Here is a 13,267-nt window from a genome sequence, read left to right as displayed (position 1 = left end):
CTTATTTGTTTGTTCCAACGTAAAATTATTAAATTATTCGTAAAAAAAACAGTGAGAATTTTAACATTTTTTATTTTGAAAAACCATAGTTATCGGAAGCTCATTTAACAGCAAGGGAACCGGGAATTGTTGTTATATTCCGTATTTATTTAAGATTAGTGACTGAAAAATTTTCTCTTCTGATCCTTTTAATCAAGTGGATACAAAACATAAAAAAACAGGCTTTGCAGCCTGTTGATTAAACAATTATCTTTTAATTTCCTGATAAAACACCGTTTTTGAACTGTTTCTTGTAGGAATTTCAATAGCCGACAATGAGCCGTTAAGCTGCCAACCATCCTGTAGTGCATTTTTAGTTTGTCTTTCAAGGTCTTTAACCCTTGACGCAGTTAATACGTGACATTCCATTTAATAATTATGTTGGTAAGTTATTTCAAAAATAATAATAATTATTAATTTAGAAAACGCAGAACGTTATAATTAACTATTTTTAAACACTTTAACTATTTCTGTGAAAAATGTATTTGTAAGGCTTTTAAAGGTTCTTATTTATTTTTATAAGTTTTTTCAGAGTTTTATATTCTTACTGCATTCAGTGACTTTTTACCCGCAACCTCACTATATAGGTGTACAACCACTCTCAAAATATTATATCCCTATACATACTGTATTTCAATATAGCTTCGTAATTAAGTATACACTAACTATTGTTGTTTTGAACCACTACGGAGCTACATATACTTGACAAAAGCTTTCCATTAATAAACTCTAAATATTCTCTGTTATATCTGCCGTACGCATTCATTGATTGTTTGCCAACAACCTCACCTTACGGGTGTATAGGCACCCTCTAATATTATTACTCACAACAGGTTCTGCTTTTGTCCAAGAATCACTTCAGTAATCTGCTGTGCTTTGTTATTGATTACAATTAAACTAGCTATTAATTGTACTTCCTTCGCTTTAGGGTGAGTTTTTAATTGTTATCTTTGCTGTATATGCCTTATGCATTCAGTGAGTATGTATCAACCACCTCACCTTACGGGTGTACAGGCACCCTCAAATATTATTATTCACAACAGTTTCATTTTTCCAATAATCATATCAGTAATCTGCTGTGCTTTGTTATTGATTACAATTAAACTAGCTATTAATTGTACTTCCTTTGCTTTAGGGTGAGTTTTTAATTGTTATATTTGTTGTATATGCCTTATGCATTCAGTGAGTATGTATCAACCACCTCACCTTACGGGTGTACAGGCACCCTCAAATATTATTATTCACAACAGTTTCATTTTTCCAATAATCATATCAGTAATCTGCTGTGCTTTGTTATTGATTACAATTAAACTAGCTATTAATTGTACTTCCTTTGCTTTAGGGTGAGTTTTTAATTGTTATATTTGTTGTATATGCCTTATGCATTCAGTGAGTATGTATCAACCACCTCACCTTACGGGTGTACAGGCACCCTCAAATATTATTATTCACAACAGTTTCATTTTTCCAATTATCATATCAGTAATCTGCTGTGCTTTGTTATTGATCACGATTAAACTAGTTATTAATTGTACTTCTTTTTCTTTAAGGTTAGCCTTTTTTTTAATTAATATTTCTAGCTGTATATGCTTTGTGCATTCCGTGAGTATGTACCAACAACCTCACCTTACGGGTGTAAATGTATCCTTAATATATTGTTTATTAGGTAGTAATCAATTCAATACCCGCCTTTTCAGCTTTATATTTTATTTTGTTTATTAGTTCGTAATAACTCCAGTTACGCAAGACGAACTGTTCTTCTTTTGCTATATCTGTATTCTCCTGCATATCTAATAATACCAATGTTCCTGCCTGATGTTTAATACAAAAATCAATCAGCCTTCTGCTATACTCATGCAGGCGGTTTGAAACGTAATTAGCTTCCAAATTTTTAAACCTGTCCAACGCCTTCAATTTTCGTTTCTTTCCGTGTCCGCCCCTGCAGTACTTAACCGATTCTCTGGTTCGTGTATACGCAGCCTGTATTGCCAGCCTTCGGTGTAAGAACTCTTCCTTGTTACCAATGTCCAATCTCTTCCTACCTACCTTTACCGAAATAGGATACTCTAACGATAAAGAAGCTTCAGCAACCACATCGGGCTTTAGGCAATGTACTTCTATTGGGATTTCAAATACCGCCAACCAATAGATTTTACCTTTTTCTAATTTTATACGCGACCTACAAAGTTTTACTTCTCCGCTTAAAAGTTGCTGCAGCAGTTTGTACTTTTCAGTAAAACCCCTACCCAGAAAGGTTTTAAACGGCACCGAATAGAGACGAAAACTAAACGCCTTAATTTCCTCGTTATACTTAAATCTTTTAAAACCTTCGATACCGAATGGAAAAACTGTGTTAGATTTGAAATTGTCTAAAGAACGTTTACCGTTCACGTAGTCCATATAATTTTTTTTGAACTTATTCATCAACTCGTAATTAGCATGATTTAGTATTTTCGTCGGTACTTCGCCTTTGAACCGCTGACTCAGCATCCTGTAGATACTACTACTGTGCGAACATTGCAGCATGCCGTTTGGATCTTTCTTTTCATCTGCCAATTTATACTTTATTCCTTCGGTCAGGTATAAAAAATCTTTAATCATCGCCTGTACGTACAGGTGGCTCATTGTAAGGTTGGCCGCCCTGCAGTATATATTCTGCCACCTGTACAGCTTTTCCCATACCTCTTTACGTTGTTCTTTTGTAGGAAGATCGATGTTTAGCTCTATCTTCCTAGTTAATTTAATTGTTGTCTTACTCATGATATCAGATTTAAAGTGACTGTAACTTATGCTGCTGCGCAAACTTATAGGCTGCCATAAATTCTTCATGCACCTGCTTTTGGGAAAGGTTGAGTTGTTCGGCGATGGCTGCAAATGAAAATTTCTTTTCACAGCGCAGCTTTAAAACCTGTGACTGCCTTTCACTAACTGCTTTCTGCTCCAATTCTGGTTTAAACTTCTTCTCGTTCCTGTTTCTTACAGCAACTATTTTTTTTATATCTTCAATCGCTCTATTTACCTCGTCTACCGTTTGTTTAGTACTTTTACCCATAACCTGTGCAATATGCTTGTACCTAAAACCATATTTCAGACAAAGGTTGATAAGGTGCTTCCGTTCCGGCTTAATGAGCGGCAATACACTGGTTACCAGATCGAACATTTTTTGTTGAGATTCTTGATCCTTTAGGTTTTCCACTACATCAGCGGGATCGTAACCCGCAAGATAGTTCTGAAAGTTTTCATAGCTTTCCAATGACCCTACCTTCCTAAAAAATTTGTTCCTAGGTTTGTTATAATGCGACAAGCAGGATTTCTTAATCACATATTGCAAGAAAAAAAGGATATGCATTGGGTCTTGTATTTTTTCGCGACAATCCCATAGTTTTAGAAAAGTATCCTGTACCAGGTTTTCCACCTCATAATCATCAGCTATTATCCTTCTGCCTATCCAAAAGATCCGTCTGTTGTATAGGGCATGAATTTTTTCTAATGCTGCAGGGTCGCTTTTTTTTTTAGTAATTCAAAGTTTTTTTGTGGCATAATAGTGGGGTTTTATATTATACAAGTTGTGTTTTCTCTCCTGCAAGGTTTTAAAAACCTTGTAGGTATAAACTTTTTAATTTAGTTTCTAACAAATAATTCGGTTTTTACAATTACAATTTGTTTCTTAATTCTTCTTCTTTTCGGATGAAAAGAAGCAAAAATCTCTTTTTCTTTATCTTGCCGTATCATTAAAACGGTCAATCTAAATTTTGAATGCTAAAGAATCGAATCGTAGCAAAGCTACCCGATTCTTTTACGTATTCTTCAATCAATTGACACTCGTTTTAACGATAATGACGCTTCGATTCTGCTACTTAGTATATTCCGTTTTCAATCAAAAATCCAATAATACAAATTACTACAATCTAAAACTGAGCATTCACAACGCAGTGAGCGTCGATTCGATGAAAATAGCGTAAAATCAAATGTTGTCCGAAGCTTTGAAAAAGCAAGTTTATTTGATTTCGCTATTAAATCGTTAATCGACCACGAGTAGTGACGCTCAGGAGTTTTGTTTCTTTTGCGACCAAAAGAAAAAAAAATAAAACTGCGTTTGTTTTTTTAAGCTTCTTGTGAGACCCCTTGTCAGGCAAGGGGTGACAGTAAGCTGATTCTCTTATCGGCATTCCCTATAATAATTCAGAGCTTCGGCACATAACGCTCCCAGGGGCTTTAACTACTTCACTTAACTAACTATATTAACATTTAATCTATTATGGTTTAGAAGCTGTTATGTGCTTTGCCCATGACTTACGCAGCTAACTTTTTGTATGTTGTAATTGTTTTTTAGCTGTAAGATTTATCTTCATATATTTTACATTTTTGTTTTGTTTTATCTTACTACAATTTTTCGTTTAATCTGTCATCTTGAACATTTGATATTAAGAGGAGAAGCGTACGCTTTGGTAATAAAAAGCTCTCTTTCAACTCACAATCCCCATTGTTCCTGATTGATATATTTCGATTTTTCTCTTCTTTTCCGATGAAAAGAAGCAAAAATCTTTTTTTTTATCTTGCCGTATCATTAAAACGGTCGACTACGTTTTGTAAGCTAAATCATAAAAACGTCACTTCGCTCCCTTATGATTTTGCGCTCACTTCAACTTGTCAACGCTCGTTTCACTGATAATGGCGCTTCGATTCTCCTACTTAGTCTATTCCGTTTTCAATCAAAAATCCAATAATTCTATTAACTACAATCTAAAACTGAGCATTCACAACGCAGTGAGCGTCGATTCGATGAAAATAGCGTAAAATCAAATGTTGTCCGAAGCTTTGAAAAAGCAAGTTTATTTGATTTCGCTATTGAGGCGTTAATTGACCACGAGTAGTGACGCTCAAGAGTTTTGTTTCTTTTACGTCCAAAGCATTATTTTACAGCTTGGAAGCCGTGAACCTTACGGTTTGCGGTCAAAAGAAAAAAGATTTCTGAATTAGGTTTAATGAATAAAATTTTTCCTCAAGAACAAATTGCATTTATAGTTCAAAAACCAATTTTAAAAACGGTATTTCCTCCGTTTGTTTTTTATTCGTTATATTTACCTGTCTAAACTTCTAAAAACACCATTTTTCACTTTTTTAAATTTTCCTTATTTTCTATCTAAATTTAAAAATTTAGAATAAACCACTGTTTTTTACTTATTTCTCCGAAAATGTGTTTCATGCACTATCCATACAGTATCCATACACTATCTACTTAGTATCCCCGCAGTTGATATTCCGAAAATCTTTCGGTGACCCGTCCTAAAATAACTGCACCTATTTTTAATTAAATCCTGTTAAAATTATACACCGAAAGAACTCAGTAACAGTTCTACGATTAAACGATTACACAACTAAACGACTAAACGATTTACCACATTGCGTCCCGATCTCAAAATCAACCTTCAAACGATTCCCCCTTTGAAGGGAGCCAGGGGGATGTACTAATAATTGCACAACTTTTCCCAATCTCAAAATCAACACTCGAGCGCAGCGACTGAACTAGGTTAATTAAACAATTAAACGGTTCTACGATTCGACAAACAATTAAACATATCTTGTCCCGTTCACGGCATCAATGACTAAACGATTAAACGGTTCTACGATTTAACAATTCGACAAATCTCGTCCCAATCTCAAAATCAACCTTCAAAAGATTCCCCCTTTGAAGGGGGGCAGGGGGATGTACAGATAATTACACAACCTGTCCCAATCTCAATATCAACATTTAAACGATTAAACATATCTCGTCACGCCCATCGGAATCAACAATTAAACAAATAAACGAATCAACGATTAACAAATCTCGTCCCGACCCTCGGTATCCACGACTAAACGACTAAACAAACAATAATTAGTGCCTGTACACAGCACCATAACCGGCAAAAGGTTGAGTAAAAAGCAAAAAAGGCGTGAAACTCAACATATCCGCCATTGAGGTACTGGTATACCCACACACAGATAAGTGAGCTCACGCCATGGTCGTGAGCTAATCTACTTATCATCTCGTGTGTCTAAAAATTACCAGTTTTCAATGACGAGACTCTAAGCAATAGCTTGATATTTTCTATATAAAGTATTGCAAAATTACAACTATGCTGTAATTGAATAGCAAATATATACAATTATTTTAATATTGGATTATAATCCAATAAATATTTTATTTTTAAAATGCAATTTGCTATATATAATACAGCAAAATGGATATTACAAAAGATTTACAAATACTTATTGGTAAACAGCTACATGATATTAGAATTAAAAATAAACAGACTCAAAATGATATTGCGTTCCTAACAGGTATAGATACTGCAGATGTCAGTAAACATGAGAAAGGAAAAAAAAACCTAACTTTAAAAACTTTAATGAAGTTTGCTACTGCTTTGAATATTCATCCAAAGGAGCTATTTAACTTTGATTTTGACATAAATAGATATAAAACTGAATACTAAGTAAATGGAATGCAAAAGTTTTGAGCAAATTTTTGCCTTAATAAAAATATTAAACAATTAACCTCTAATTCCTCTCAATCAGCAGTTGGTTTTAGATTAAAGATTACAATACTTTGGCTTACATAGATGATAATTTGTATATTTAATCTAACGCAAGAACAAAGACCTAATTTATGAACTGGCACTCTTATTTTTTTAAGAGTGCTTTTTTTATCATATAATTAGTATTATATTTACAACTCATAAGTGTTTTTTTTGGTTAAGTCAAGCGCATCAGCAGTCTATTGTTGGTGCGCTTTTCTCTTGACGCTACAAAACGTAATTTTCGCCTGATCACAAAATTTTGCTGTAGCACTATAATAATTTGTAACTGCAGCAATTATCAAAGTCAATAATATTTTATCCTTAATTCCAAGTTATTCAGTATTATAAAGCAACAGTAACGGTAAAAGATGCGGACCAAATCTCATTAGGCTGAAGCATATTTATGCCAAATTTATCCGTCAACTGCTGATTATGATCTTCAAAATCGGCAACGCCTGCCCACGGTTCTAAACAAACAAAGCCAGAATCTTTCACCGTCCAAATTCCAAAATAAGGAAAGTTTTCAAATTCAAAGTTTAAAATAGGTTCATCATCATTTCCTAACAAAGTGATTTTGTCGGATTTTATATCTAACAGTACCAGCGCATCATTTTCGAACATCTCATAATTTAATTGAAGTTTTTTGTTATTTAATGAAATACTATTCTTATCTGTAGTAAGTAATCCACCTTGCAAAATATTTGGATTTAAAGTAACATCTTTATTGAACTGCAATGTGTAACTCGAGAAATCATCTGCGTTACTACCAACATTAAACGCAGGGTGTGCCCCCAATGAAAAAAACATGGTTTCATCACCCGACAAGTTTTCAACTTTGTATGTTACTTTTAAACTATTTGCAGTTAATTTATAAATAATAAGTAACTTAAATAAAAACGGATATAGTGCCAGTGTTTCAGCTGTTGCTTCCAGAGAAAATATCAGTTGCGATTCTTTAACCTCCTCTAGTTTAAAATCATAATCTCGTGCAAAACCGTGTCGCGGTAAATGATACTCTTTTCCCTGATATATATATTTTCCATATTTCAAAGTACCGACAATGGGGAACAATACCGGACTTGACTTTCCCCAAAATTCTGGATCAGCCTGCCATAGTAATTCTTGCTGAGATACTTTGTTGAAGACTGATTTTGATTCTGCTCCTTTTAGGGCAACAGCTATTTTAAGATTTTGATTTTCTAAATAATAGATCATTTTTTTTATTTTGTATAGTGTAAAACGTATATTGTAATGATTAAACTATTAAATTCTTATTTCTCCACATCTCCCTGTCCCCTTCAAAGGGTTATGTATGTGGGTAAGACAAAAAACGACCGCAATATACGGTCGATTTAATTTATTTTGAAAATACTTCTTTTATTTTTGAAGCGATACGTTCGCGCTCTTCATCGGTTAAATTAGACCCAGATGGTAAACATAAACCGTCATCAAATAATTTTTCGGCTATGTTTGTTCCGTAATAAGGTGCATTAGCAAAAACAGGCTGTAAATGCATTGGCTTCCATAGCGGACGTGATTCAATATTGTCCTCTAAAAAGGCTAAACGTAAATCTTCTCTGGTTTTACCAGTAATCTCTGGATTTACTGTGATTGCCGAAAGCCAGTGGTTTGAATAAAAATCTGAAGAAGGTTCTGTAAATACATCTACTCCATCAATATCTTTAAAAACTTCCACATAAAAATCGTGCATTTTCCTACGTGCTTCTACTCTGCTTGGTAATACCTCCATTTGTCCACGTCCAATTCCTGCAACAATATTACTCATTCGGTAATTATATCCAATATGCGAATGTTGGTAATGCGGTGCATTGTCACGAGCCTGTGTTGAAAGAAATACGGCTTTATCTTTATCTTCTTGTGTATGGCAAACCAAAGCGCCACCTCCTGAAGTTGTAATGATTTTATTACCGTTAAAAGACAATATTCCAAAACGACCAAATGTTCCACACGCTTTTCCTTTGTAAGTAGAACCCAAAGCTTCAGCTGCATCTTCAATAACTGTGATACCGTATTTATTCGCTATGGCAGTTATCTCATCCATCTTAGCCGGCATTCCATATAAGTGTACAACAATGATAGCTTTCGGCTTTTTACCTTTTGAAATTCGATCTTCAACTGCTTCTTGTAATGCAGTTGGACACATATTCCAAGTGTCTTTTTCAGAGTCGATAAATACCGGAGTTGCCCCGCAATACGCAATCGGGTTTGCAGAAGCAGAAAAGGTCATAGACTGACAAATTACTTCGTCACCATACGCTACACCGCATTCAATTAATGCCAAATGCAATGCTGCCGTACCAGCAGAAAGTGCCGCTACTTTAACATCTGCATTTAAAAAACTTTCCAAGTCTTTTTCAAAGCCATCAACATTTGGTCCTAATGGTGCTACCCAATTAGCATAAAAAGCTTCGTTTACATATCTTTGTTCGCTTCCGCCCATGTGTGGGGAAGAAAGCCATATTTTATTTTGCATTATATTTAATTTTTATTCGTGAAATTTAATTGTCTTTGCTGGTATTCCCACTGCCGTACAATTTTCTGGTAATGTCTTAGCCACAACGGCTCCAGCTCCTACGATTGTATTTTGCCCAATCTCCAACTGGTTGATGATTTTTGCACCTGTCCCTACATATACTTTTTCGTGGATTATTACTTCGCCAGAAATATTTACCGAAGGCATGAACGAGGCATACGATTTTATGGTTGTGTCGTGCCCGACAGTACACATTAGGTTTAGAATTACAAAATCTTCGATCTTGATGTTGCAGGTAATGATACAGCCTGCCGTAATGATGTTTCCGATTCCTATTTCAACATAATCATCCGAAATCATTGCTTTTGGATGAATAATGTTGGGGTACTCTATAAGCTCGTTGGTAATTATTTGGTGAATTTTTGCCTTGGTTTTTGGATCGCCAATTGCAATTACTATTGCAAATTTTTCTTGAAGCTGATTGATATCCGCTACTCCACCCAAAACTGGAAAGCCATTGATTATTCCTCTTTGGAATCCGTCATCGAAAAAGCCTACAAAATCATATTGCTTTTTTACTTTATTTATTTCGTCAATAATGGTTTTAACTTCTCTACCAAAACCACCTGCTCCAAAAATTGCTATTTTTTTCATATGTTTTAGGTTAATTTTAAATAATTATTTGACGTTCTATAACAAATGCCTCAGCTCTTTCAACGCCTATAGTTGAGCCTCTATACATTGCCAACGCTTTAAATGCTTCTACAGAACGAGAGTGTGGAAAGCTTTTTATTTGAGATCCAAAAAATGCCATAGCTTCTGTTTTTTTTGAGAAAACATCGGTCACATCTACAAAACAGTTAGGAACAAAAGCTTTCTCTTGCATTGGCGTCCACTCAGTTTCAGAAAGAGTTTCATAGCAAAATATATTTGCTACCTTGTTCTCGCCTTGAGGTCTTGCAGCAACCAAAGAAGCTCTATATATAGCCTTATGATCTTGATGAATATCTCCAGGATGTGGTAAATACAAATGAGTAGGTTTTATTTTTACAAAAATCTTAGATATTTCTACGGATATTTTATACTCAGGATAAGCATTCAGAGCAGGTGCTGGAAAATCTAAAAAAATGGTTTCTTTTACTCCCAAAAATTGATGTGCTGCAATCGCTTCAGATCGTGTATTTTTTATTTGCTCAACAGAAAAAAGTTCTGGAGCTCCTATTGACGCATTTGTCGCTATGATTACAACAACCTCATCTCCAGATTGTATATGTTTAGCTATAGTTGCACCGCAACCAATAATTTCATCGTCAGCATGAGGTGCCACTACAATTACTCTATTCATTTCTAAAGTTTTTTAACATTTTTTTTATATTATAAATCTCATCTTCAATATTATAGCCTAATTTATCTCCTACGTTAATAACAATATTTTCAGTAACATCAGTTTTTTCGAATGAATATTTCTCAACCCAAAGAATACCATTACCTGTCTGTATTAATAACTCATTTCTTGAATTTTTTAGTAGGACTCTTCCAATGACTCCCTTAATTTTCATTTCCTTTTCGATTTTACATGACCAAATCGTTAGTTTTTTATCTCTGAAATATGTATAAGCTCCGGGATGCGGTTTAGCTGCAGCTTTTACTAGTCGATTAACATAAACAGCATCATCATTCCAGTTAATAATTCCATCCTCTTCTTTCCTCACTCCATAATAAGTTGCTAAATGATCACATTGTGGAACAGGATTCCATAAACCTTCTTTTAGATCAGGAAGCCATTCATCTAAAGCTTTATCAATATGGTTAAGAATTTTTTCTTCTACAGTTGATGCATCATCATTTTCATCCACTTTAAAAATGGATTGTGCAAAGACAGGTCCATCATCTGCCCCTTTTCCCATAAGAAAAAAAGAGGCAGAACCATAAGATTGCTCCAAAGTAATCCATGCCAAAGGAGCTCTCCCTCTTCCAAGTGGTAATTTAGTAGGATGAAAACCAATACATCCCATATTTGATACAGAAAACCAATCTTCATGCAAGAGTTGAGAAAAACCTACCGCAAAAATAATGTCTGGTTTTTTCTCGATTGCCCATGAAAAATTTTCTTGGTCATTGATTTTGGTAAAACTTTTATAGTTAACATTTAATACTTCAGCTAATTTTGCTAAGTCTTGCCACCCTGATATTTTTTCCTTATTTCTTGGCTCATGTCCTAAAACTCCAACAATTTCCAAGCTGTATTCAGCTAATTTTTTTATAATTTGTGCCGTAGAGCTTACCGCTCCTATAACTAATACTTTATACATTGGGACTCTTTAAGTATTTATCTTCTCCATTGAAAAGAATTAAAAAAGTTTTAAAAATAATCTTAACATCAAGAATAAAGCTTTGTTTTTCAACATATTGCCTGTCATACTTCCACCTTTCTTCCCAAGACAGATGAATGTTTCCATTTACCTGTGAAAGCCCTGTCAAGCCAGGAACTACTTCAATACGTTTTTTTCCATCTTCATTAAATTCTTTCAACTGTTGGGGTAAACAAGGACGAGGGCCAACCAGAGACATATCTCCCTTAAAAACATTGATAATCTGTGGAAGTTCATCAATTTTAAAACGCCTTAAATAGTACCCTATCTTTGTAACCTCAATATCATTTTTTAGTATTTCTCGATCTGCAACTCTTTCTTTATCAAACATAGTTCTGATCTTGTAAATTTTAAAAACTTTCCCCTGATAACCTAACCTATCCTGAAAAAAGAAAAATCTTCCAGGACTATCGATTTTCACCAAAATATAAATTATGAGAAATAAAGGAAATAAAAAAATTATTACAGAGAGAGCAACTATAAGGTCTAAAAACCTTTTTATAAACTTCTTATACATAGATAGTTTTAATTTCGTTATTTATTATTTCTTTTATCAGAACTTATTAAAAATAGATTAAAATTAAAATTCATGATACGGAATTAATAATTTTCATATAAGATTCGTAAACTTGAAAATTATTTATTAAAAATTTGGAACTATTTTCCCTCATTATTTCAAACTCAGCCTCACCCATTAACTTAAAGGCATTTATCGCTTTGTCCATTTCCTCAATACTCCCCGAATATACAGATAAACCACATTTGTTTTCAATTATATCTGAACCTACATCTGTATTTTTATCTGTAGCTGCTAAAACAGGCATTTTAAATTCCAAATAGGAAAGTAATCTAGATGGATAGTTAGGTATCGTAAATTCTTTATGCAAAAAAATAAGTCCCACGTCACAAACTCGTACCAAATAGTCATATTCTTTTTTAGGTAATGCCGGTAGAAAAAGTACATTTTTAGGGTTATTTTTAATAATCCACTTTTGTATTTTTTCATATTCGGTTCCAGATCCGATAATTACAAAAAAAATGTCATCATCATTTATTTTAAGATGTAAAGTTTCGATAAGAAAATCAATTCCCTGTGGTTTTCCTAAATTACCGCCATAAATAAAAGTTCTTTTGTTTAGGGGAATTTTAAATCTTTTTCTAATCTCCGATTTCTCTTCCAATGTCAATTCTTTAAAATTTTGAATTTCAATTGAATTTGGATTGATTTCCGTTTTACCTTGGTTTACGTTGGAATTGTGTTTGAGAACAAAATCAATATTTGCTCTTGACATACATCCTATTTTATCTGAGATATTATAAAGTTGTTTTTCTTTATTTCTAAAATAATTATATAAAATACCACGGTCTGACATTAATTTCATATCTACCGCATTTTGTGGAAAAATGTCTTTTAACAACAAATAGGTTTTGGCTCCGTCTCGTTTTTTAATGTACTTTATAAGATTTGTGAATGTAATTGGTGGTGTTGAATAAATTACAAGATCAAATTTAACATCAGTAAAATATCTTTTTACCGCCTTTGAGAAGAATTTCTCTATTAATAATGTTGAAAATCCTTTCTCAATAAAATTAGTTTTTTGAATATTTAATGTTTTTACATTAAGAAATTTGGTATTACCCTCTTCTTTCAAAGATGTGTTCAATTTCTCTCTTCTTTCAGAAGGAGAAACAATATACAAATGATGACCATGCTTAGAAAATTCACGCATCAAATCATGATAAATACCTCTTTGCTGTAAGCTATCAATTTTTGCTAAAGTAAGAAACAGTATATTCATTAA

General features: G+C 33.5%; 11 protein-coding genes. 1 reads left to right on the top strand and 10 read right to left on the bottom strand.

Annotation, left to right across the window (positions count from 1 at the left end):
* Positions 1-246: 246 nt before the first annotated feature.
* From BM253_RS11995 to BM253_RS11985, 3 genes are all read right to left on the bottom strand, one after another.
* Positions 247-408 carry a DUF1737 domain-containing protein gene (locus BM253_RS11995; RefSeq protein WP_091524524.1) on the bottom strand — a complete coding sequence of 54 codons (162 nt, stop codon included), beginning with the start codon at positions 406-408 and terminating at the stop codon, positions 247-249.
* A 1,293-nt stretch (positions 409-1,701) separates the two neighbouring features.
* Positions 1,702-2,799, bottom strand: coding sequence for an IS200/IS605 family element transposase accessory protein TnpB (locus tag BM253_RS11990; RefSeq protein WP_091524520.1), 1,098 nt, complete (start codon positions 2,797-2,799; stop codon positions 1,702-1,704).
* Positions 2,800-2,809: 10 nt separating this feature from the next.
* Entirely contained in the window at positions 2,810-3,472 is a 663-nt protein-coding gene (locus BM253_RS11985) for a sigma-70 family RNA polymerase sigma factor (protein ID WP_245758499.1), read from the bottom strand.
* A 2,791-nt stretch (positions 3,473-6,263) separates the two neighbouring features.
* Between BM253_RS11985 and BM253_RS11980 the strand changes: the two genes are divergently transcribed.
* On the top strand, positions 6,264-6,515 hold the full coding sequence (locus tag BM253_RS11980) for a helix-turn-helix domain-containing protein (protein WP_091524516.1): 252 nt from the start codon (positions 6,264-6,266) through the stop codon (positions 6,513-6,515).
* A gap of 426 nt (positions 6,516-6,941) precedes the next feature.
* Here BM253_RS11980 and BM253_RS11975 read toward each other — a convergent pair whose 3' ends face one another.
* The 7 genes from BM253_RS11975 to BM253_RS11945 all read right to left on the bottom strand — a co-directional run bounded on the left by BM253_RS11975 (position 6,942) and on the right by BM253_RS11945 (position 13,264).
* The gene (locus BM253_RS11975) at positions 6,942-7,814 is read right to left on the bottom strand and encodes an aldose 1-epimerase family protein (protein ID WP_091524512.1); all 873 of its coding nucleotides are present in this window, start codon (positions 7,812-7,814) and stop codon (positions 6,942-6,944) included.
* Between the two features lie 142 nt (positions 7,815-7,956).
* Positions 7,957-9,093, bottom strand: coding sequence for a DegT/DnrJ/EryC1/StrS family aminotransferase (locus tag BM253_RS11970; protein ID WP_091524508.1), 1,137 nt, complete (start codon positions 9,091-9,093; stop codon positions 7,957-7,959).
* 12 nt (positions 9,094-9,105) lie between these two features.
* Positions 9,106-9,747 carry an acetyltransferase gene (locus tag BM253_RS11965; RefSeq protein ID WP_091524504.1) on the bottom strand — a complete coding sequence of 214 codons (642 nt, stop codon included), beginning with the start codon at positions 9,745-9,747 and terminating at the stop codon, positions 9,106-9,108.
* Positions 9,748-9,763: 16 nt separating this feature from the next.
* On the bottom strand, positions 9,764-10,438 hold the full coding sequence (locus BM253_RS11960; RefSeq protein WP_091524500.1) for a PIG-L deacetylase family protein: 675 nt from the start codon (positions 10,436-10,438) through the stop codon (positions 9,764-9,766).
* Positions 10,431-11,405 (bottom strand): formyltransferase family protein, encoded by a 975-nt coding sequence (locus tag BM253_RS11955; protein WP_091524496.1) that lies wholly within the window; start codon positions 11,403-11,405, stop codon positions 10,431-10,433. The genes BM253_RS11960 and BM253_RS11955 overlap by 8 nt, the downstream gene beginning before the upstream one ends.
* The gene (locus BM253_RS11950) at positions 11,398-11,982 is read right to left on the bottom strand and encodes a sugar transferase (protein ID WP_091524493.1); all 585 of its coding nucleotides are present in this window, start codon (positions 11,980-11,982) and stop codon (positions 11,398-11,400) included. The genes BM253_RS11955 and BM253_RS11950 overlap by 8 nt, the downstream gene beginning before the upstream one ends.
* Positions 11,983-12,052: 70 nt before the next feature.
* On the bottom strand, positions 12,053-13,264 hold the full coding sequence (locus BM253_RS11945; protein ID WP_091524489.1) for a glycosyltransferase family 4 protein: 1,212 nt from the start codon (positions 13,262-13,264) through the stop codon (positions 12,053-12,055).
* Positions 13,265-13,267: the final 3 nt, after the last annotated feature.

The sequence above is a fragment of the Paenimyroides ummariense genome, assembly GCF_900115115.1.
In the GTDB taxonomy this organism is placed as follows: Bacteria; Bacteroidota; Bacteroidia; order Flavobacteriales; family Flavobacteriaceae; genus Flavobacterium; species Flavobacterium ummariense.
The sequence above is the reverse complement of the archived record's forward strand: the minus strand, read 5'-3'. Positions and strand labels throughout refer to the sequence as shown.

What these genes read in the sequence shown, in the direction of transcription:
- BM253_RS11965 (WP_091524504.1), bottom strand. Translation starts at nt 9,747, where the DNA reads ATGAAAAAAATAGCAATTTTTGGAGCAGGTGGTTTTGGTAGAGAAGTT.
- BM253_RS11955 (WP_091524496.1), bottom strand. Translation starts at nt 11,405, where the DNA reads ATGTATAAAGTATTAGTTATAGGAGCGGTAAGCTCTACGGCACAAATT.
- BM253_RS11975 (WP_091524512.1), bottom strand. Translation starts at nt 7,814, where the DNA reads ATGATCTATTATTTAGAAAATCAAAATCTTAAAATAGCTGTTGCCCTA.
- BM253_RS11970 (WP_091524508.1), bottom strand. Translation starts at nt 9,093, where the DNA reads ATGCAAAATAAAATATGGCTTTCTTCCCCACACATGGGCGGAAGCGAA.
- BM253_RS11950 (WP_091524493.1), bottom strand. Translation starts at nt 11,982, where the DNA reads ATGTATAAGAAGTTTATAAAAAGGTTTTTAGACCTTATAGTTGCTCTC.
- BM253_RS11990 (WP_091524520.1), bottom strand. Translation starts at nt 2,799, where the DNA reads ATGAGTAAGACAACAATTAAATTAACTAGGAAGATAGAGCTAAACATC.
- BM253_RS11960 (WP_091524500.1), bottom strand. Translation starts at nt 10,438, where the DNA reads ATGAATAGAGTAATTGTAGTGGCACCTCATGCTGACGATGAAATTATT.
- BM253_RS11945 (WP_091524489.1), bottom strand. Translation starts at nt 13,264, where the DNA reads ATGAATATACTGTTTCTTACTTTAGCAAAAATTGATAGCTTACAGCAA.
- BM253_RS11995 (WP_091524524.1), bottom strand. Translation starts at nt 408, where the DNA reads ATGGAATGTCACGTATTAACTGCGTCAAGGGTTAAAGACCTTGAAAGA.
- BM253_RS11980 (WP_091524516.1), top strand. Translation starts at nt 6,264, where the DNA reads ATGGATATTACAAAAGATTTACAAATACTTATTGGTAAACAGCTACAT.